This window comes from Oceanibaculum indicum P24, assembly GCF_000299935.1.
GTDB classification, from domain to species: domain Bacteria; phylum Pseudomonadota; class Alphaproteobacteria; order Oceanibaculales; family Oceanibaculaceae; genus Oceanibaculum; species Oceanibaculum indicum.
The window spans coordinates 1-20,715 of sequence record NZ_AMRL01000041.1 but is presented as its reverse complement, the minus strand read 5'-3'; the positions used below and the strand labels follow the sequence as shown (position 1 = coordinate 20,715).

Here is a 20,715-nt window from a genome sequence, read left to right as displayed (position 1 = left end):
CGATTTTCGGGGGGCAGCTCAAACTTGCTTTGGGCCTGAGGGTGGGCTACCGCGGATTCTATAGGTGTGGGGCGGACTGAAGCCATAGGAACACGATGTTCCTTAGAAGGAGAGGCAGTTGGCTTTAGAACAGAGCGAAAAGACTGCGGACCTCTACCGTATGGTCATGCCCGATCATTTGTGCCCCTATGGGCTCAAGGCGAAGGATCTGCTCGAGCGTCGGGGCTTCATCGTCGAGGATCATCACCTCAAAACCCCCGAGGAGACTGAAGCCTTCAAGAAGGAGCACGGCGTCGATACGACTCCGCAGACGTTCATCGGCGAAGAGCGGATCGGCGGCTATGACGACCTTCGCGAGCATTTCGGACAGGAGGTCAAGGACCAGGACAAAAGCAGCTACCAGCCGGTCATTGCCATCTTCTCGGTGGCACTGCTGATGGCGCTCGCCGTGAGCTGGTACACCTTCGGCACCGTCCTCACGATCCGCGGCCTGGAGTGGTTTCTTGCGATCAGCATGTGCATTCTCGCCATCCAGAAGCTCCAGGACGTCGAGGGCTTCTCAACGATGTTCCTGAACTATGACCTGCTGGCGCGACGATGGGTCCGATACGGATACGTCTATCCGTTCGGTGAGGCGCTGGCCGGCATCCTCATGATCGCCGGCACACTGATCTGGATCGCAGCGCCGGTCGCACTTTTCATCGGAACAGTAGGCGCTGTCTCGGTCTTCAAGGCGGTCTACATTGACAGGCGTGAGCTGAAATGCGCGTGCGTCGGCGGCTCGAGCAATGTCCCCTTGGGGTTCGTCTCGCTGACCGAGAATGTGATGATGATGGCAATGGCGATCTGGATGCCGCTCCGGATGGCTTGGCTCGGCTGAGTCGTTCCACGCCAGCCATGGCCTTCCGGTCACTTCGCTCGTTGCCTCGGCAGGACAGCGGTGGAATGTCGCAGCTTCCGTCTCCTAGACTGATTCATTGACTCGCCGGAGGCAGGATGCTATCGATAAGCCCATGGGAAATGCCTTCTTCGGGCTGAGTGATGGTATGCGCCGTCTTTTGGGCGCCCTTGTTGCTGTGGCATTTCTCATGGCGAGCGTCGGCATCGGCCATGCCATGCCGGCATCCGGTCCGCACGATCATCCGGTCGGAAGCGCCTCTCTGCACGAGGGAGCCTGTCATGCCGGCATCTCGCAAGTGGATTGCGCCGAAAACGCTGCACAGCAGGACCAAGGACAGCCCGCAACGCATGGGGCTCTTGGAAACTGCTGCGTCGTCGCGTGCTCTCCGACGATTGTAGTCGCCGCCATTACCGAGGTCGGCGCCATCAACTTTTCCGTGATACTACTGGGTGTTCATGTAGACCGGTTCGCCGGCTCGAATGCCCCGGACGGCCTTTTCCGCCCTCCCCGCGCTCGCGTCTGATCTCCGCGCGGCTGCGCTGCTCGGGCGGGATTCGGACACCGAGAACTTCGCGTTCCTGCTGACATAAGAACTGCGCTCGTTCGGGCGCAGCAGGTTCAGAAGTGCGCTATCGCACGTCCCGTTTCCCTTCCAATCCGCTTGTCGCGCCCGCCGGAGATCCGCTCCCGGCCACTGGAGGTCTGTGTCCTCAAGCAGCCTCGGTTCTCTCAATGTGACAAACAGGATTCGTAAAATGTCGAAAACACTCCCGAACCTTCTCCGCATTTCTCTCCTCGCCGGCTTCACGACGATCGCCGCCGCGAGCGCCGCTTTCGCATCTCCCGGTCATGGCCTCCCGTTCGGCGAGGCCGCCAAGGCCGAGCAGGCGACGCGCACCGTAACGATCACGATGCGCGACAATCTGTACGAACCCGAAAGTCTGACTGTGAAGCCGGGCGAGATCGTCCGCTTCATCCTGGTGAACAAGGGCGAACTGCTTCACGAGTTCAACATCGGTACCGCTGCCATGCACGCCAAGCACCAGGAAGAAATGGCGATGATGATGGAACACGGCATGCTGACGCCGACCGGCATGAACCATGACATGTCGAAGATGGACCACTCGAAGATGGGCGGCATGAGCATGGGCGATATGAAGCATGACGACCCCAACAGCGTCCTGGTCGAGCCGGGCAAGACGGCTGAACTGGTCTGGAAGTTCACGAAGCCGACCGAACTCGAGTTCGCGTGCAACATCCCGGGCCACTACGAGGCCGGCATGGCTGGCCCCATCAAGTTCGCGAAGTGATGACGGTGGAGCACACGATGAAAAAGCGAATTGTGGAAATCTCGCGGCGAGATGCGCTCAAGCTGACCGGAGCGGCGGGCTTTGCCGGCACCCTCGCTATCTATCCCGGCCGCCGGGCCTTCGCCTCTGCGGCGAAGGAGTACACGCTGAACGTCGACGCCGATCGCATCGCCATCGACGGCATCAGCAGCAACGCCATCCTGATGGGCGGCTCCGTACCTGCACCGACGATGCGCTGGCGCGAGGGCGACGAGGTCGTGGTCTATGCGACCAATCGTCTGGATGTGCCCACGTCCATCCACTGGCACGGACTTCTCATCGAAGGCGTCATGGACGGCGCACCCGGCTTCAACGGCTATGTCGCCATCCAGCCCGGGGAGACCTACACCTACCGCTTCAAGCTGCGCCAAGCCGGTACCTATTGGTACCACAGCCACTCCGCAATGCAGGAGCAGCAGGGCATGTACGGCGCGATTGTCATCGAACCTTCCGGGCGTGAGCCGGTCCGAGCGGATCGCGACTATGTCGTGGTTCTCTCGGATCATACGCAGGAAGATCCAAAGCGCGTGCTGTCCAACCTGAAGGCCGATGCCGGCTACTACAATTACGGGAAAAGGACCCTCATCGACTTCTTCCGGGACGCAAACCGCGACGGGTTCAATACCGCTCTGAAGGACCGCCTCGACTGGGGCGACATGCGGATGGACCCGACCGACCTCGCGGACGTCACCGGATACACCTTCCTGATCAACGGCCGTGGGCCGAAAGACAACTGGACCGCTTTGTTCAACCCCGGTGAGCGAATCCGGTTCAGGTTTATCAACGCATCGGCCATGAGCTTCTTCGACGTCCGCATACCGGGACTTCCCATGACCGTGTTCTCCGCCGATGGGCAGAATGTCCAGCCGGTTCGTGTCGACGAGTTCCGCTTCGGTGTCGGCGAGACATATGACGTCATCGTGCTTCCACGCGATGACAAGGCGTTCACGATCTTCGCGGAGCCGATCGATCGTTCGGGTTATGCCCGGGCTACGCTGGCGCCGCGTGAAGGTATGGAGGCTGTTATCCCCGAACAGCGACCGCGCACGATCCTCAGCATGGCGGACATGGGCATGGCACACGGTGGCATGGACCATGGTTCGATGACAGGGATGGACCATGGCTCGATGGCAGGCGGTGCCATGTCCGGTGGCGCCATGGGGGGTATGGACCATAGCAAGATGGGCGGAGCGCCCATGGCTGGCATGGACCACGGCGCTATGGGTCATGGCGGACCGGCGGCCGAGGGCGGAGAACGCCGCCCCTTCGGCTGGGCCGATGCGAGCACCCCACCGGGAATGAAGGCGCTGGACTACGCTGACCTGAAGGCATCGACACCGAATTCGGACGACCGCGAGCCGACCCAGGAGATCGAAGTGCGGCTGACAGGCATTATGGAACGATACATGTGGAATCTGAACGGCCGCCCCTTCGGGAAGGACGAGCCGATCCGTGTGGCTTACGGGGACCGGGTACGCTTGAAGTTCGTCAACACGACGATGATGGCGCACCCCATGCACCTGCACGGCATGTTTGTCGAACTGGAGAACGGCCAGACCGACAGGAAGCCGCGCAAGCATGTCGTCGTAGTGCCTCCCGGCAAGACCGTCTCTGCGGTGTTGACGGCGAACGAGCCGGGCGATTGGCCGTTCCATTGCCACCTGATCTATCACATGGAAGCTGGGATGATGACGCGTTTCATCGTCGAGCCGAAAAGCGCGTGAGGCAGAACGATGAAATCAATGTTTGTACCGTACAATCCACGGCAGAAACTTGCGTTTTTTGCCGGCTTTATTCCCGCCCTGTTCCTGTTCGGCCCGGCCCAGTCCGCCGAGCCCGGTCAGCTGTTTACCTTCTTTCAGGCCGAGCAGTTCGAATACCGAGCGAACGATGGGCAGGACAGTCTCAAGTGGGATGCCCAGGGCTGGATCGGTAACGACGATCACAAGGCTTGGCTGAAAACCGAAGGCGAGAAGCCGACGGACGGGCAGTTGGAAAAGGGAGAAATCCAGCTGCTCTATAGCCGCCGGATTTCCGATTTCTTCGATGCGCAGGCGGGTGTGCGCTATGACCTGGAACCCGGCCCCGAACGGGGATTCGGCGTCGTTGCCCTGCAGGGACTGGCACCCTATTGGTTCGAAGTCGATGCCTCCGCTTTCGTCAGCAACGAAGGCGAGCTTTCGGCTCGCTTCGAGGCCGAGTACGACCTCCTGATCACACAGAAGCTGATCCTGCAACCCACGGCCGAGGTCAACCTCGCAGCCCAAAGCGTACGGGAGCGGGGCATCGGCTCCGGCATCAACGATGTCGAGCTCGGGCTTCGCCTCCGCTACGAAATCGAGCGGAGCTTCGCTCCGTATATCGGCATCAGTTGGGAGCGCAAGATTGGCGAGACGGCTGATTTCGCGCAGGACGAGGGAGAAGATATCGACAACCTCTCCTTCGTCACCGGCATCCGTTTCTCGTTCTAAGCAGGAGATTGCTATGTTTCCGAGAAGTTTATTCGCTTTCGCCACCATACTGCTGCTCGGTACTCCGGCGGCGGCTGGCGAAGTGCGCATGGAGATGCGCAATCAGTCTGGAAGTGAGCGGTTCGTCTATGAGCCGGATTTCATCCGAGTGTCGCCGGGTGACACGGTCGTCTTCGTCCCGATCGACAAGGGTCACAATGCCGTCTCCATCGGCGGGTTTGGCGCCGGCGGCGATCAGCCGATCAATGTCGGCTTCAACAAGGAGGTATCGGTTACGTTCGACAAGCCTGGCATCTACGGCGTGAAATGCACGCCGCATGTCGGACTCGGCATGGTCGGCGTCATCGTCGTAGGCGAGGTCGAGCTGCCGGAGGCAGCGCGCGCGAGCATCGCAAAGCTTCCGCCGAAGGCACGCCAGCGGCTCGAATTGCTGCTCGAACAGATCGGGCGTTCCTGATGTCCGTGGCCCGAACAGAGCAGGAGGGGCGCCTAACGAGCGCCTCTCCGTCCACAACGACGAAGGGTAGCCCGACACTGGATGGTGCGCGACCTGGCTGGCGGCGGTTGGGGCAGGTCATCAGAGTGTTGGTCGCTGCCGGCTCTTTCAACCTTCTTGCGGACCTTGAAAGTGTCTACGCCGACGCCCCGCCGCTATCATTGGGAGATCAGGTCCAGGTCGAGAACGCCTATGCCACCAGTGGTCCCGCGGCAAGTTCAACGGAAGTTCGTTTTCGACTGGTAAACGACAGCGGCACAACCGTCGTGCTGTTGGGCGTGAGTTCCCGGATTGCGAAAAATTCAAGGCTCGTCGCCCGAATCGGAGCCCTGGACACCACCGAACTCCAATCGATCAGCGTTCCCGCAGGGGAAGTACTCGATCTCACGACGTCGCACCTTTGGTATGAGCTGTCTCCCCTGCGCAATAAGCTCGAAGCGGGAGACGCCTTTGAACTTGAACTCAATCTTGTGAATTCACGTGTTATGACAGATGTCCACGTCCACTGACGTGGGGGGACCGTAAAATCCACGCCGATGAACGATGTTCGAAGAGATTATCGAATCAAAGAAATCTACGCATAGAGTGAAGGATTGCTGATGGCGCAAGAATACCAGAAAGGGAGCATCAGCCTTTCCGGAGCAGTAGCTATGGGCACCGGTGTCATGATCGGTGCCGGGATCTTCGCGCTTACCGGACAGATCGCGCAGTTGGCCGGACCGCTTTTTCCGCTGTCGTTCGTTGTCGGCGCGATCGTGACCGCATTCAGCGCGTACACCTATATCAAGATGTCGAACGCTTATCCGTCGGCGGGCGGCATCGGGATGATCCTGAAGAAAGCATATGGGCCGACGACAATCGCGGCAGGTGCAGCGCTTCTGATGGCGCTTTCGATGGTCATCAACGAAAGCCTCGTCGCTCGGACGTTCGGCACTTACATCCTGCGAGGGTTCGGCGCCGACCCGGACAGTTTCCTGGTGCCTTTGCTTGGCGTCGGGCTCATCGTCTTCGCTTATCTTGTCAATGTCTCGGGCAACCGATCCGTCGGGCTTCTGTCCATCGTCATGGCAGCGCTCAAGATTGGCGGCATCGCGCTGTTCGGCGCGGCGGGACTCTGGGCCAGCGGCATTTCCTTCGAAGCCACGGGCGGAGATACGGGCACCGGCGGCTTTCTGGCGTCTGTCGCGCTTTCGATCCTGGCCTTCAAAGGCTTTACGACCATCACCAACAGCGGCGCCGAGATCACCGCTCCGCACCGCAACGTCGGTCGGGCAATCGTACTCTCCATCGCGACCTGCGTCGTCGTCTACCTGCTCGTCGCCTTCGCGGTCGGCTCCAGCCTGCCGCTCGATCGCATCGTGGCGGCGAAGGATTACGCCTTGGCTGAAGCAGCCCAGCCCGCCCTCGGTCAGACCGGCTTCTACCTGACGGTGGCGCTCGCTCTGGTGGCGACGGCGTCTGGCCTGATCGCCAGCGTTTTCGCGGTCTCGCGCATGTTGGCGATGCTGACCGACATGAAGATGATTCCACACAGCCATTTCGGGATGCTGGGAACGATCAAGGACCACACGCTCGTCTACACCGTCGTGATCGCAGGCTTTCTGACGGTCTTCTTCGACCTCAGCCGGATCGCCTCTCTCGGGGCCTTCTTCTATCTCGTGATGGACATCATCATCCACTGGGGCGTGTTCCGGCATCTCCGCCAAGAAGTCGGCGCGCGCGGCTGGGTGCTGCTGGCGGCAATCACGCTCGACGCGGTGGTGCTTTCTGCCTTCGCCGCGATGAAATGGCAGTCCGATCCGCTGATCGTCGTGATCGGCATCGTCGGTATAACGTTGGTGTTCCTGTTTGTGCGGGCTTTCCTGGCGCGCAATCCGGTCAGAGAAGGCGGTCAGAACCATCATTGAAAATGGCGGCTTGAGCTTCCTATCCCTGGAAGCCTCAAGCTGAGGCGCGGTAGCGAAAGGTTGGCATGACATGGGCCACGATCATCATCACGCAGCGTCCAACATTCCGGTGGATGCCAAAACGACGAAGGACCCGGTCTGCGGGATGACGGTCGCAGTCAAGCCCGGCACTCGCCACGCCGAGTTCCAGGGCGAGACCTTTCATTTCTGCTCAGAGAAGTGCCAGACGAAGTTCGAGGCAGACCCTTGGTTCTACGCCTCGGGCCGGGCCGCAGGGCGGAAGAAGGCTGCTCCGGCCAACGTCCAGTATACCTGCCCGATGCATCCTGAAATCGTCCGCGACTCGCCCGGTGCCTGCCCGATCTGCGGCATGGCGCTGGAGCCGATGCTGCCATCAGACGAGCCCAGCGAGGAGCTCACCGACTTCACCCGCCGGATGTGGATCTCGGCGGCGGCCGCAGTGCCGCTCATCATCCTGACTATGGGTGAACTCGTGGCTTTGCCGGTGCGCGACTGGATCGGGCACCAGACCGCGAGTTACCTCGAGTTCGTGCTGGCGACGCCGATCATCCTTTGGGCGGCCTTGCCGTTCTTCAGGCGCGGGTTGGACTCGGTGGTGAACCGATCCCCCAATATGTGGACGCTGATCAGCCTCGGCGTGGCGGCGGCCTATCTCTATTCGCTGGTCGCCACCTTCCTGCCGGGCGTCTTTCCGGATGCTTACCGGATGGGTCATGGCGTCGGCACTTATTACGAGGCGGCGGTGGTGATCGTGGCGCTGGTCTTCGTGGGCCAGGTTCTGGAGCTGCGGGCACGCGAACGGACCGGCGACGCGATTCGGGCGCTGCTCGACCTCGCGCCCAAGACCGCCCGGCGCATTCTGCCCGATGGATCGGAATATGACGCGCCGCTGGACAACATCATGGAGGGAGACCGGCTGCGGGTGCGCCCTGGGGATGCGGTCCCGGTGGACGGGACGGTGATCGAGGGCAGATCGTCCCTGGATGAAAGCATGCTGACCGGCGAGTCGATGCCGGTGGAAAAGGGTCCTGGCGATGCGGTGACCGGGGCCACGATCAACAAGAACGGCAGCCTCGTGATCCAGGCGGGCAAGGTCGGCGCCGATACGGTGCTGGCGCAGATTGTGGCGATGGTTTCGAACGCACGCCGGTCGCGCGCGCCGATCCAGGGGCTGGCGGACCGGGTCTCGGCAGTGTTCGTGCCGACCGTGGTGGCCATCGCGATTGTCGCGTTTGTCGTCTGGCTGATCTTTGGCCCGGAGCCCGCGCTCGTCTTTGCCATCGCCTCGGCCGTGTCGGTGCTGATCATCGCCTGCCCCTGCGCGCTAGGTCTTGCCACGCCCATCTCGATCACCACCGCGGCGGGGCGCGGTGCGCAAGCAGGCGTCCTGATCAAGGATGCTGAGGCGCTGGAACGCATGGCGGCTGTCGACACGCTGATCGTGGACAAGACCGGCACGCTGACCATGGGCAAGCCGAAGCTGACGGATACCGCGACACTTGGAGACCTGCCGGAGGCCGACCTACTGTCACTTGCCGCAGCGCTCGAGCGCGGCTCGGAACACCCGCTCGCCGAGGCGATCGTCGAGGGCGCCGAAACGCAGGGTGCCCTGCGTCAGGAGGCGGAGGACTTTGAGGCGGTCACCGGCAAAGGCGTGCGCGGCAAAGTCGGTGGACGCGCGGTGGCGCTCGGCAATGCCGCGATGATGCGGGAGATGGGGCTGGATACGGCACAGGCTGAAGCAAAGGCAGACACCCTCCGCGCCGAGGGCAAGACGGCGATGTTCATCGCGGTCGATAGCGCGCTTGCCGGCGTCGTGGCGGTGGCCGACCCCCTCAAGGAATCGACGGGGCAGGCGATCAAGGAGCTCCACGACCAGGGGCTGCGCGTCATCATGGCGACGGGCGACAACGAGCGCACGGCGCAGGCGGTGGCGGGCAAGCTTGGCATCGACGAGGTGCGCGCGGGCATTCTGCCCGAGGCCAAGAAGGACCTGATCGACCAGCTGCGCCGCGATGGCCGCAAGATCGCCATGGCGGGCGACGGGGTGAATGATGCGCCCGCGCTGGCCGCTGCCGATGTCGGCATCGCCATGGGCACCGGGGCCGATGTGGCGATGGAAAGCGCGGGCATTACCCTATTAGGCGGCGACCTCATGGGCATCGTGCGGGCACGTAAGTTGGCGCGTGCTACGTTGCGCAACATCAAGCAGAATTTGTTCTTCGCCTTCGCCTATAACGCCCTTGGCGTACCGATCGCAGCGGGGCTGCTCTATCCCGTTACCGGGCTGCTGCTGTCGCCGATGATTGCGGCGGCGGCGATGAGCCTGTCGTCGGTATCGGTCATCACCAACGCGCTTCGCCTCCGGCGCTTGGATTTGTAGAAGGTTCGTTCCTCTACATGAGAGGCAGCGCTAGACTAGGCCCGCGATCGCGACCCCGATCACGAGGCGGGGGAGGACGCCCCGCAGCGTCATGCGGCGGGCTCCTGGCGGCCCAGCGGGTAGAGGCGGTCGTCATCGCGGAACGGCTGCAGCAGCATGCGGTCGAGGCGAAGTTCGCGCGGGTCGCGGAACTGCTCGATGCCGATCGTCATGGCCTCGTGGCCCGCTTGCGGTTGTGCCTGGTAGATGCCGAGCAGCCGGTCCCACCAGGGCAAGTTGAAGCCGAAATTGCTGTTGGTCTCGCGTGGCACCACCGAGTGGTGGACCCGATGCATCTCCGGGGTGACGATGATCCAACGCAGCACGCGGTCGAGCCGTTGTGGCAGCCGGACATTGCCGTGGTTGAACATCGAGGTGGCGTTGAGCAGCACCTCGAAGATCAGCACCGCCGCCGCCGGCGCGCCGAGCGCGGCCACGACGCCGAGCTTGATCCCCATGGACAGCAGGATCTCGATTGGATGGAAGCGCGCGCCCGTCGTTACGTCGAATTCGAGGTCGGCGTGGTGCATCCGATGCAGCCGCCACAACGCCGGCACGGCATGGAAAAGGACATGCTGCAGATAGATGGCGAGGTCGAGCAGGATCACTGCGGCGGCGACGGCAAACCACGCCGGAGCCTCCAGCGCAGGGAACAGTCCCCAGCCACGGGATTCGGCCAGCAGCGCCACGCCGACGGCCGCGGTCGGGAAGGCGAGACGGACGAGTAGCGTGTTGAGCACGACAATGCCGAGATTGCCCGGCCAGCGGCGCAGGCGCCCAATGGCTTGGCGCCGCCGCGGCGCCATCAGTTCCCAAAGCGCCATCGCCATGAAGATGGCAGCGAAGGCGCCGAGGCGGATCAGGGGTTCGAGAGCAAGCAGAGTTTCGGCCAAGGTCATGTCTCATACGCAGCGGCCTTGACGGGCCGCTGAGATTACGCCATCATTCAAGTAGTTTCTTGAATGATGTAACGATGATTGTCCGGGGATGTCAAGCGAGAGTCCCAAGCAAGCCCTGTTCGCCCAGTTCGCGGCCGTAGCGAAGGCGGTGGCCCACCCGCATCGGCTGGAGCTCCTGGAGCAGCTTGCCCAGGGTGAGCGCAGCGTCGAGGTGCTGGCGGATCGGACGCGGGTCTCTGTCGCCAACGCGTCGCAGCATCTCCAGCACCTGCGCCGCGCCGGGCTGGTCGCTGCCCGGCGGGACGGCAAGTTCGTCTTCCATCGGTTGGCGGACGACGATGCCGTTCTGGGGCTGCTGACGTCGCTTCGGCGCATCGCCGAGCTCCAGTCGGCCGAGGTCGAGCGTGTCGTACGCAGCTACTTCAATGACCGCGACAGCCTGGAAGCCGTCTCCCGTCCGGAACTCATGGACCGGCTCAAGGCAGGGATCGTGACGGTGCTCGATGTCAGGCCCGAAGACGAGTTCGCGCTTGGACATCTGCCGGGCGCTATCAACCTTCCACTGAGCGAGCTTGAAAGGCGGCTGGCGGATCTCGATCCCGGTCGCGAGATCGTGGCGTACTGCCGTGGCCCGTACTGCGTTCTGTCCTATGAGGCCGTGGCGATGCTCAGGGCCCGCGGCTTCAAGGTCCGCCGCCTGGAAGATGGGCTCCCGGAATGGCGCGCGGCTGGATTGCCCGTCGAAGGCAGCACGTCGGCGTAACGTCTCGCGCAACGGCGCCGGCGGAGAACCATTGCGCCTTTGTAGGACGCGCGCTGCCTTCGTACATGAGCGCCATTGGCTTCGGACCTTTCGTGTACCCGGTGTCCATCCGCTCGATGCGAAATCTCGAGCCCGCGCTGCGGTCGGCAATCACGGCGTACGCCGGCATGGGCGAACGGCCGTGCTCGACGAAAAGAAATGGGCCACGGGGGTTGAGCATACGGCGCGTCTCTTCCAGCGCCCACGGAGGCGTCCGGGATACGGTGAACGACGTGAGCGCCGTGATCTCTTACACCAATCGTTCGATCGCGATCATGCGGGGCGCTCGATGGACCTGCCGACGCTCAAGATCGCCTGGAAGAACAGCGACGGCTGGCCCCATAGCGAGTTGAAGAAAATGGTCGTCACGCTCACCGCCATGGCCGCCATCGCCCAGACTGGATAAATCAGCCCGGTCGCCGCCAGCGGCACGCCGATGCCGTTGAACAGGAACGCGAGCGAAACGTTCTGCACCATCTTTCGGTAGCTGCGGCGGCTGATCTCGCGGGCGGTCACCACCCCATCGAGTTGGTTGCCGAGGATAATGATGTCGGCCGAATCGATGGCGATGTCGGTGCCGCCGCCCATAGCGATGCCGACGTCCGCCTGCATCAGCGCCGGCGCGTCGTTGATGCCGTCGCCGACCATGGCGACCCGGCCCTTTTCGTGAAGGCGCCGCACGAGCGCCGCCTTTTCTCCCGGCAGGACGCCGGCGTGGATTTCGTCGATCCCGACCTCGGCGGCGACACGTCGGGCGGTGCGCTCGTTGTCGCCGGTCACCAGCACGGTTCTGAGGCCGGCGTCCTTGAGAGCGGCCACCGCTTGGGCGGCCTCGCTCCTCACTATGTCGCCAAGGGCGAGAAGGCCAAGGGGTTGCCCGTTGCGGCAGACAGCGATGACGGTGCGCCCGGCGCTTTCGAGCGCATCGATGCGGCTCGCCAGCGGCGCCAAGTCAATGTCGCTCTCGGTCATGAAGCGAGGGCTACCGGCCAGTACCGCTTCCGTACCGATGCGCGCACGAACACCCCTGCCCGGAACAGCCTCGAAGCGCTCCACCTCGGGCGGCGTGATGCCCCGCTCGAAGGCAGCCGTTACGATCGCGTCCGCCAGCGGATGCTCGGAGGAGGCCTCGGCTGCTGCGGCGACCCCGAGCAGAACCTCCGCGCCGATGCCTGTAGCTTCGATCTCTATAAGGCGCGGCCGCCCCTCGGTCAGCGTTCCGGTCTTGTCGAAGGCGATCTGGTTCACCAGGCGGTAGCCCTGGAACGCCTCGCCGGTGCGCATGAGGATTCCCCGCTCGGCCGCTTCGCCGGCGCCGCGCACGATCGACAGCGGCGCCGAGATGCCGACGGCGCAGGGATAGCCCATGACGAGCACGCTCAGGCCGGCGAAGACCGCCCTCTGGAGGTCTGGCTCGCTGCCCAATAGCCAAGGACCAATGATCCAGCCGAGCGTCGCGAGCGCCGCAATCGTGAGTACTGTCGGCGTATAGACAACGAGCACGCGGTCGACGAGGTGCAGGAGGCCCGGCTTCAGCGCGCGGGCGTCCTCGACCTCGCGCGCGATCCGTTGCAGAAAACTCTCCTCGCCGACGGCGGTGACCCGAACGAGCAGCGTGCCCGTGCCGTTGATCGAGCCGCCGATGACCGTATCGCCCGCCGCGCGCTCGACCGGGATCGGCTCGCCGGTGACGAGCGCCTGGTCGACCGAGGAATGGCCCTCCACCACCTCGCCATCGACGGGCAGGCGCTCGCCCGGGCGAATACGCACGAGGTCGCCGACCACGACGTCCGCTATCGGGATCTCTAGCTCCCGGCCGTCACGCTGAACGCGGGCGACGTCCGGCTGCAGGTCGAGGAGCCGCTTGACCGCCTGCGAGCTGCGTGTCTTGACGATGAGCGACAGCCACTCCGAAAAGAGATGGTAGGTGGCGACCATGACCGACACGGCGAAGAACGGTGCGGTCGGAAATCCGGGCGGATCGAAGATGAGCCCGATCAGGCCGCCCGTGAGGCCGGCGAATGCGCCTGCTTCCAGGAGCACGTGCTGATTCAGAATCCCACGGCGCAGAGCCTGGAAAGCCATATTCAGGATGTGACGCGCGATGCCGAAGACGAGGACAGCCGCAAGGGCGCCGACCAGCCACGGCGTGACATGCGTCAAGCCAAGCGCCTCGCGAAACAGGAGCAGTACGCCAGCAAATACGCCGAGCCCCACGGCGCTTGCACCGGAGACCCATAGCTCTTGCGCACGCAGCACCAGGAACACGAAGGCGATCAGGCCGATCGTGGCGACGAGCGGCAGCGCGGTCGACCAGATGCCTGTCGGACTGGCGATGAGCGCGATGGCGATCAGGCTGAAGGTGACGGCGACGAGAAAGCGCCGGCCCTCGCGTACGAGATCGCGCTCCTCCTCCTCGAAGGCGCGCAGCTTGCGCGGATCGTGCAGCGTGTAGCCGATGTCGCGCAACGTCTGCAGAAGTTCGGCCGGATTAGCCACGGCCGGGTCGTATTCGATCAGCGCCTGCTCGTGGGTGAGGCTCACCGCCACCTTGTCGACGCCGGGCTTGCGACCGAGCGCCTTTTCGATGGTGCTCGTGCAAAGCGAACAGTGGAGCCCGCCGATGCGGGCCCGGATGCGCGCCCGATCCGGCCGGCTCGCGGGCTCCTCGGTCCACAGTGGAAGGGTGGCGGGCTCTGTCGCTGTCGCGATGGTCATGATGACCTCCCATGAGGCTGTCGGCCAGGAAGGGAGCCCTCCCGGGCCTCGATCCAACGATGTCAAAAGAAGTCTGCACCCCGTACTAACGTACGGAGTCAAGAGGCTATGATCGCCCGCGAAAAGTAAGATCGCGCTTGCGTCACGCCGGCTCGGGCAGGTGGGCGAACAGTCCGAATCCGATCGACCACAGGCCGAGTGCGATGAGCACGACGCCGGTCCAGAACGGCATGCGTCCGGAGAGACCTGCCAGCCAGTCGAGCGCCCGTCTGGCCGGCTCGAACAGCACGGCGAGGACAAGCGGCAGCGACAGCGCGAGGCCGAACACGGCGAGCGAGACGAAGCCGCCGAGAAATGTCGTGCCTGCCGCGCCACCGGCCGCGGCGGCCCCGAGGAGGACCACCAGCAACGGCGCTGCGCAGGCCGGGATGTTGAGGCCGAACATCACGCCGAGGCCAATCGAACTACGCGCGGCGGAGAAACCGCTGAGCCTCGGCCCGATCGACTGCATCAACAAGCGCGCCCGCCCCGTGGCGTAGAGCGCACCGATGACGAGGTACACCGCGCCAAGCAATATCCACGCGCCTTTCTGCAACCCGAGGAAGGCCGTACCCAGAAGAACCGCAAGCACGCCCAGCACGCCAATGAAAACGGCGCGCGTGGCGGCAAACAGCACGGTTTCGGTGATCTTCCGCGCCGCTTCCTTGCGCTCCAGATATTTGATGAAGAGGAGACTCGAGCCGATCGAGCAGGGCTCGATGAAGCCGAACAGGCCTACCGCCGCGGGGACGATAAGGAGATTGATGAGCCCAAATTCCGTCACGATCACTGGCTCGCGACGGAATATCCGGCCTTTCGGATCGCCGCCGCGAGTTGGTCCTCGCTTGAGGCTTGCGGATCGAACAGGATGCGCGCCTCCCGCGCCTTGAACGAGACGGTCGCCTTGCGCACGCTGGGTTCCATTGAGACGAGCGCCTCGATGGTGCGTGCGCAGCCGTCGCAGTGCATCCCGTCGATCTTGAAGGTGGCCGTTTTCATGTTGCGTCCCTTCCTTACTCGGTTCTGACGATCTGTCTTGCCCGACGGCCGGAGGTCTTTTGTCGCTCGCCGCCCGGCCAATGCGTCGATGATCGTGCAGGCGCGCAAGGCGCCACCGCCCGGGCAGGTGGCGATCAGCTCGCTGAGCGCCGCTCGGATGTGCTGAAGCTGCACGATCTTGCGGTCGACCTCCTCGCGCTTGCTCACCGCCTGCGTGCGGACGTCGCCGCAATCGGCCGCCGGATCGGCCCGCAACGAGAGGAGTTCCGCGATCTCGCGCAGGGAGAAGCCGAGCTCCTGCGCTTGCCGAATGAAGCGGATGCGTTCGACTACCTCATCTTCGTAGAAACGATAGCCGCCACTGCGTGGCCGCGCGGGCTGCTCGATTAGCCCGCGTCGTTCGTAAAAGCGGATGGTCTCGACGCCGACGCCCGCCCGCTCGGCGGCTCGGCTGATGGTCATTCCGGTGGCCATGGCGCGTCTCGCTAACTTTCCACGTTAGTTCCCGTACTATAGTACGGAGTCAACGGCATCTTTCTGTGGATGTTCCATCGTGCGGCCATTCCCCTTCCGGACGGTCCCTCGCCGAAGGGCGCGCCAGGCGAGCCAGCCGCCAACGGCCAGGACCGATCCAATTAGCGGCACGCCGAAGCCGCCGAGCCATGCGAGAAACCACCCGCCAGCCGCCACGAGTGCAGCCGGACCAAGCACGCAAACGCGGCAGAGCGGAGCGACTGCAAGCGCCGCCATGACTCCGGCGAGTGGTTTGTCCGACATGGAGGTCTCCTATCCCGCACAGCATGACAGCATGGCGACGTCCTTTTCGAAGGTCTGCGCGGCGAGCTTGAGCCCCTCGACCGTGGTCAGATAGGGGAAGATCGTCTCGCCGAGCGCCTTGGCCGTCATCCCGAATTTCAGGGCGAGCACGGCGGTCTGAACGCTGTCCGCGCCCTCGGGCGCCAGAATATGAGCGCCGAGCAATCGGTCCGTCCGTGCGTCGGCAACCAACTTGATGAGGCCGCGCGTATCGTGCGCGGCAAGAGCCCTCGGCACGTTTTCGAGCGACAGCACGCTCGTCTTGACCTCGTTGCCGGCCCTGCGCGTTTGCGCCTCCGTCAGCCCGACGCTCGCCACCTGCGGGTCGGTGAATACCACGGCCGGCATGGCGCCATTGTCGTAGACGAGACCGTCGCCGTTCAGCGCGTTCAGCGCGGCGAGCTTTGCGCCATAGGCGGCCATGTAAACGAACTGGTCGCGGCCCGCTACGTCGCCCGCGGCGTAGACACCTGGTCGCGTGGTGCGCATCCGGTCGTCGATCCTGATCGCGCCGTTCGAATGCCGGGCGACGCCCGCCTCCTCGAGCCCAAGACCTTCCGTGTTCGGCGTTCGGCCCGTCGCAACCAGCACACGCTTGGCGGCGAGACGCTGCTCTCGACCGTCCCGCTCAACGGTGAGGACGACATCCGTGCCGGTCTGCTCGATGCGCCGATAGGCGATACCGGAAACCACTCGGATGCCTTCGTCGATAAAAAAGCCCGTCAGCGCTCCGGCGATCTCCGGCTCCGCTTCCGGCAACAAGCCGCGGCGGCTGACGATCGTGACCTCGACGCCCATGCGGGCGAACATTTGCGCGAGCTCGCAGCCGATGTAGCCCGCGCCGACCACCAGCAGGGATTTGGGGAGGCCGGTCAGTTCGATGGCGGTGGTGCTGGTAAGGCAGGAAACGGTCTCGATGCCCTCGATGTCGGGCAGCGCCGGGCGCGCGCCGGTCGTGATGATGATCTTTGGCGCCGAGATGGCGGCGCCGTTCACCGTCACGCCGGTCTCGCTCAGCCGGGCCGCGCCTTCGAGATAGGCAACGCCGTCATATCCGGGCAAGAGATCGACATATTTCTTCTGCCGCAGTGTCGCGACAAGGTCGTCCTTGGCGGCGACCAAGCGGCTCCAGTCGGTGACGTGCGCCTCGCCCGCGAGTCCAGCGAAACGGCTCGCGGCGCGAGCACCGTGCAATGCCTCGGCTGCACGGATCATCGTCTTGGACGGTACGCATCCGATATTGACGCAGGTGCCGCCGATGGTGCCATGACCGATCAGGGCAACCTTCGCGCCTCCTTCGGCCGCGGCGATCGCGGCGGAGAAGCCGGCCGAGCCCGCACCGACGACGGCGAGGTCATACCGTCCAGTCGACCCATTGTTGGTGGCGCAGCAATTCGGCATGTCAGGCATTTTCCTTGTTGCCAACGGATTCTTGTGAGCAGCAGGCCGCTGCCCGTTGACGGCGCCACAACCCGTATACGGTGATGCCAAGAAAGAATACGAGGGCCGGGAGCAGAACGTAATCGAGCCACCCGAGCCAAGCCGAAAGACCGGCCGCTCCGAGCAAGATGACGAGAACGGGCGTGAAGCAGCAGATAGCGGCAATAACGGATCCGGCGATGCCCGTCTTCAAAATTGTGGCATCCTTCATCTCAACTGCCTTGCCCCGCCGGAGTTGCCGGATAGCCGGCATTCGTCGAGGCTCTGGCGATCGCCTCTACTGTCGCGATCGACGGGTCATAAACGACCGTTGCCGTCTTGGCGTCGAAGTTCACCTTTACGGACTTCACGCCATCGACGTACTCCATCGCCGTCTTGACGGTGATCGGGCACAACGCACAGGTCATGTTCTCGATGGCGAACGTTTCCGTCCGCTCGGTCGCGGCTGCGACTATGGCCGCCGTTCCTGCAGCGGCGGGGGCCAAGGAACTGAACGCACCAAACCCGGACAGGCCAAGTGCGACGAGAGCTGCAAGACTCATTGCCGAGCGGTTCATGACGGTCTTCTCCTAGTAAAACAACGGGGCCCAATAATTGATCGTGATGGCGAGGAGGACGAGGACCGTCGCCAGCCACAACGCGGTCTTGGTGAGGCGCGAGGACTCCGGACGGGCGCAGTAGGTGCCATCCTCGCAAGCCGATTTGGGCTTGAAGTAGACGTGCCAGAAGCCGAGACCGATCAGGACGACCGTGACGGTCGCGAAATACGGCTTGTAGGGCTCGAGTGCCGTCAAATTACCAATCCATGCCCCCGAGACTCCGACGGTCACCAGCGCCAGCGGTACGATGCAGCAGGATGAGGCCAGAACCGCGCCGAGAACGCCGCCGACGGCGAACCAGCCTTTGCGACGGTCCGGGATATTTACCGGGCGCGGGAGTGTCCCGAGATCTGTGTCGATATCTCTCATGGAGAATACGTCCTCGATTTCCACGTCGGGCCAGCGTATGGTCTGTAGAAACTACAGACTCAAGAGGTGTTTCGCGCTATGGCCGATCACGTTTCCGGGAAGGGGTTGCAGCGGGCAGAGCTGGCCCGCCGCACGGGCTGCAACCTCGAGACCATCCGCTATTACGAGAAGATCGGAATGATGCCCGACCCGCCGCGGACGGCCTCAGGCTATCGGGTCTACGACGCAGGCCACGTCTCGCGTTTGCGCTTCATCCTGCGGGCCCGCGAACTCGGCTTTGCGATCGAGGAAATTCGCGGCCTGCTTCAGCTGGTCGACGGCGGAACCCAAACCTGTGCCGAGGTGAAAGCCCGAACCGAAAGCCATCTTGCCGACGTGCGGGCGAAAATCGCGGATCTCCGGCGGATCGAGCGGGTGCTTGCGACGACCGCGGCGTCCTGTTCCGGCGACGACGTCCCTGAATGTCCGGTCCTGGAGGCGCTCGCTTCATAATCGCGAGCTACTCGGCTGCGACTGCCACCGTCTCTCGTGTCGCCTTCCGCCTTGGTGCAGTCGCCAGCTTGCCTTTCTTCGGCGTTCCAGTTCGCCTCGGTTTCTTCCGTCTCCCCAGCATCGCGGCGCCGATCGCGTCCGACACGCGTCCGGCGGCTGTCTTTACGGGGTCGTTTGCCAAGTGCGCGTACCGTGCTGTGGTCTGCACCTGCGTATGTCCGAGTAGCTTGCCGATCATCGGCAACCCTTCTCCCAAGGCGAGGGCACCACTGGCATAGGAATGCCGGAGATCATGAATACGCACGTTATCGAGACCGGCTTTGGCCCGGATGCGCCGCCATGGGTGCTGCAGGTCGGTGAGGCGGCCACCCTGCTTTTTGCCGGTGATGACGTAGGAGTTGTACTCCAGTTTCTCGATGCCTTTCAGCACGTCGGCCGCTGTCTTCCCGAAATGCACGATCTTCGCCCCGGTCTTGGAGTCAGGCAGGTGTAGCTCGCGGCCTTTGAGGTCCACATAGTCCCATTTCAGCGTCATGATCTCACCGAGCCGACAGCCGGTCAGCATCAGGAGTCGGATGGCATCGACGGCCGATTGGGTCTCCGAGCCGTCAGCTTCGACCTCCCGGAGTGCCTTGCCCAGTGCCGCGAACTCCTCGGGGCTTAGGAACCGCTCGCGCTTCTGCTCGGGATACTTCTTCACGTGCAGGCAGGGATTGCTGCCATCAGGACGGAGACCCCAGACCTCGGCGAGGTTGAACATCTTCGACAGCACGCCGAGGGTGCGGTTGGCCTGATAGGGGATGTGGCTGAAAGAATGATGCAGCTCCGCGATGTCGCGGCGCTCGATGTCGGTGACCTTCCGCGTGCCAAGCTTCGGATTGATGAACAGCTCCACCGAACGCTTGTATTCATATTGGGTCGAGGCCTTGCAGCGCACGGCGACATGCTCCTTGAGGAAACGCTCGCCCAGCCCCTTCATGGTCGGCGCCTTGCGCGCCTGGTCGAGCTTCTTCGCGGGATCACGGCCATTCTTGGCTTCGGAGAGGATGTTGTATGCCCTGGTTCGGGCCTGATCCGCCGTCACTGGCCCGTGCTGGCCAAGGGTGATGAAGCGCTGCTGGCCCTTGATGCGGCATTTGACGACATACACCTTGCGCCCGTTCGGATAGACGCGCAGGCCGAAGCCCCGTAGTTCCTCGTCCCAGATCGCCGTGACCTTGGCGCCGGCCGTCGCCAAATCGGCGGTGCGTTTCGTGAGTTTCGCCATGAGCTACCATCTCGAACCTTCAGGTTCCAGACCCTCAGTTTCAGCAACCTGAAAGTCACCCCAGCTACCAAATAGCTACCACTTGAGGGAAAATTCGGTCGCATGAGAGAGTAGCAGGCGGTGGCTCTATGTCAATGTTTATCAAGCAAAGACAGTATGTTAAAGCGTGTTCGGCGTAGGTCGTCGTATGTGGGGGACGTCGGTTTAGCCTATCTCATAACCTGAAGGTCGCAGGTTCAAATCCTGCCCCCGCAACCACCGAGATTTTCCCTTCAAGAGACAACAAAAGGTCCGCAGACTCGGCGGTCGACAGCTCGCAGAGCTGGAACAGGCCGACGATGGCGCCGGTCACGTATAGATCGACGCCGGAACCGTCGCTACGCGGCCGAACCTTTATCCGTTCGATGAGGGAGCGAATGGCATTGATCGCCTCTGACCTGCTCCCCTGAGATGTTCCCGATTTTGGGTTAGCGCTGTTCCTCAACGAAGGAGACAGGCAATGAAACGGTCACGGTTCTCGGAAGAACAGATCATCGGCATTTTGAAGGAACATCAGGCGGGCATGACGCCGGCTGAACTGTGCCGCAAGCACGGCATCTCTGATGCGACGTTCTACACCTGGCGCAAGAAGTACGGCGGCATGGACGTATCGGACGCCAAGCGGTTGAGGGCGCTCGAGGAAGAGAATGAGCTACTCCCCGATCCTTG

The 20,715-nt window shown here is 63.3% G+C and carries 21 protein-coding genes; 11 read left to right on the top strand and 10 right to left on the bottom strand.

Translation table 11 applies throughout. From position 1 onward, the window contains the following. Window positions 1–118: 118 nt before the first annotated feature. Window positions 119–880 carry a MauE/DoxX family redox-associated membrane protein gene (locus tag P24_RS18260; RefSeq protein WP_237740221.1) on the top strand — a complete coding sequence of 254 codons (762 nt, stop codon included), beginning with the start codon at window positions 119–121 and terminating at the stop codon, window positions 878–880. A gap of 94 nt (window positions 881–974) precedes the next feature. On the opposite strand, the gene P24_RS20570 is transcribed toward P24_RS18260, so the two are convergent. Next, window positions 975–1,112: a hypothetical protein gene (locus P24_RS20570; RefSeq protein WP_237740220.1), complete on the bottom strand. Its 138-nt coding sequence runs from the start codon at window positions 1,110–1,112 to the stop codon at window positions 975–977. Between the two features lie 544 nt (window positions 1,113–1,656). Between P24_RS20570 and P24_RS18250 the strand changes: the two genes are divergently transcribed. From P24_RS18250 to P24_RS18220, 7 genes are all read left to right on the top strand, one after another. Next, entirely contained in the window at window positions 1,657–2,211 is a 555-nt protein-coding gene (locus P24_RS18250) for a cupredoxin domain-containing protein (RefSeq protein ID WP_008946229.1), read from the top strand. A gap of 17 nt (window positions 2,212–2,228) precedes the next feature. After that, window positions 2,229–3,974, top strand: coding sequence for a copper resistance system multicopper oxidase (locus P24_RS18245; RefSeq protein WP_156816375.1), 1,746 nt, complete (start codon window positions 2,229–2,231; stop codon window positions 3,972–3,974). A gap of 9 nt (window positions 3,975–3,983) precedes the next feature. Continuing rightward, window positions 3,984–4,721: a copper resistance protein B gene (locus tag P24_RS18240; RefSeq protein WP_237740219.1), complete on the top strand. Its 738-nt coding sequence runs from the start codon at window positions 3,984–3,986 to the stop codon at window positions 4,719–4,721. 13 nt (window positions 4,722–4,734) lie between these two features. After that, a complete protein-coding gene (locus P24_RS18235; protein ID WP_040708406.1) occupies window positions 4,735–5,178 on the top strand; it encodes a plastocyanin/azurin family copper-binding protein in 444 nt (147 codons plus the stop codon). 125 nt (window positions 5,179–5,303) lie between these two features. Next, window positions 5,304–5,726: a copper chaperone PCu(A)C gene (locus tag P24_RS20350; protein ID WP_192813262.1), complete on the top strand. Its 423-nt coding sequence runs from the start codon at window positions 5,304–5,306 to the stop codon at window positions 5,724–5,726. A 90-nt stretch (window positions 5,727–5,816) separates the two neighbouring features. Beyond that, complete coding sequence (locus tag P24_RS18225) at window positions 5,817–7,124, top strand: APC family permease (protein WP_040708404.1); 1,308 nt, start codon at window positions 5,817–5,819, stop codon at window positions 7,122–7,124. Window positions 7,125–7,194: 70 nt separating this feature from the next. Next, window positions 7,195–9,528 (top strand): heavy metal translocating P-type ATPase, encoded by a 2,334-nt coding sequence (locus tag P24_RS18220; protein WP_008946223.1) that lies wholly within the window; start codon window positions 7,195–7,197, stop codon window positions 9,526–9,528. 89 nt (window positions 9,529–9,617) lie between these two features. Here P24_RS18220 and P24_RS18215 read toward each other — a convergent pair whose 3' ends face one another. Then, window positions 9,618–10,466 (bottom strand): sterol desaturase family protein, encoded by an 849-nt coding sequence (locus P24_RS18215; protein WP_008946222.1) that lies wholly within the window; start codon window positions 10,464–10,466, stop codon window positions 9,618–9,620. 88 nt (window positions 10,467–10,554) lie between these two features. Between P24_RS18215 and P24_RS18210 the strand changes: the two genes are divergently transcribed. Beyond that, window positions 10,555–11,229, top strand: a complete 675-nt coding sequence (locus P24_RS18210; protein ID WP_008946221.1) for an ArsR/SmtB family transcription factor — start codon at window positions 10,555–10,557, stop codon at window positions 11,227–11,229. A 312-nt stretch (window positions 11,230–11,541) separates the two neighbouring features. Here P24_RS18210 and P24_RS18205 read toward each other — a convergent pair whose 3' ends face one another. From P24_RS18205 to P24_RS18175, 7 genes are all read right to left on the bottom strand, one after another. Further along, on the bottom strand, window positions 11,542–13,986 hold the full coding sequence (locus tag P24_RS18205) for a heavy metal translocating P-type ATPase (RefSeq protein ID WP_008946220.1): 2,445 nt from the start codon (window positions 13,984–13,986) through the stop codon (window positions 11,542–11,544). Between the two features lie 142 nt (window positions 13,987–14,128). After that, a complete protein-coding gene (locus tag P24_RS18200) occupies window positions 14,129–14,815 on the bottom strand; it encodes a cytochrome c biogenesis protein CcdA (protein WP_008946219.1) in 687 nt (228 codons plus the stop codon). Next, window positions 14,812–15,498, bottom strand: coding sequence for a MerR family DNA-binding protein (locus P24_RS18195; protein WP_008946218.1), 687 nt, complete (start codon window positions 15,496–15,498; stop codon window positions 14,812–14,814). Before P24_RS18195 ends, P24_RS18200 begins: the two co-directional genes overlap by 4 nt. A 312-nt stretch (window positions 15,499–15,810) precedes the next feature. Further along, the gene (merA, locus tag P24_RS18190; RefSeq protein WP_008946217.1) at window positions 15,811–17,250 is read right to left on the bottom strand and encodes a mercury(II) reductase; all 1,440 of its coding nucleotides are present in this window, start codon (window positions 17,248–17,250) and stop codon (window positions 15,811–15,813) included. Beyond that, entirely contained in the window at window positions 17,243–17,491 is a 249-nt protein-coding gene (gene merF / locus P24_RS18185) for a mercury resistance system transport protein MerF (RefSeq protein ID WP_008946216.1), read from the bottom strand. Before merF ends, merA begins: the two co-directional genes overlap by 8 nt. A 1-nt stretch (window position 17,492) precedes the next feature. Beyond that, on the bottom strand, window positions 17,493–17,837 hold the full coding sequence (locus P24_RS18180) for a heavy-metal-associated domain-containing protein (RefSeq protein ID WP_008946215.1): 345 nt from the start codon (window positions 17,835–17,837) through the stop codon (window positions 17,493–17,495). 12 nt (window positions 17,838–17,849) lie between these two features. Then, on the bottom strand, window positions 17,850–18,248 hold the full coding sequence (locus tag P24_RS18175) for a mercuric transporter MerT family protein (protein ID WP_008946214.1): 399 nt from the start codon (window positions 18,246–18,248) through the stop codon (window positions 17,850–17,852). Between the two features lie 78 nt (window positions 18,249–18,326). On the opposite strand from P24_RS18175, the gene P24_RS18170 reads away from it, so the two are divergent. Next, on the top strand, window positions 18,327–18,740 hold the full coding sequence (locus P24_RS18170; RefSeq protein ID WP_008946213.1) for a MerR family transcriptional regulator: 414 nt from the start codon (window positions 18,327–18,329) through the stop codon (window positions 18,738–18,740). A gap of 7 nt (window positions 18,741–18,747) precedes the next feature. On the opposite strand, the gene P24_RS18165 is transcribed toward P24_RS18170, so the two are convergent. Beyond that, window positions 18,748–20,007 (bottom strand): tyrosine-type recombinase/integrase, encoded by a 1,260-nt coding sequence (locus P24_RS18165; RefSeq protein WP_008946212.1) that lies wholly within the window; start codon window positions 20,005–20,007, stop codon window positions 18,748–18,750. A gap of 499 nt (window positions 20,008–20,506) precedes the next feature. Here P24_RS18165 and P24_RS18155 point away from each other — a divergent pair. Continuing rightward, window positions 20,507–20,715: transposase (locus tag P24_RS18155; RefSeq protein WP_008946211.1), on the top strand; the 209-nt coding region annotated here is incomplete at its 3' end.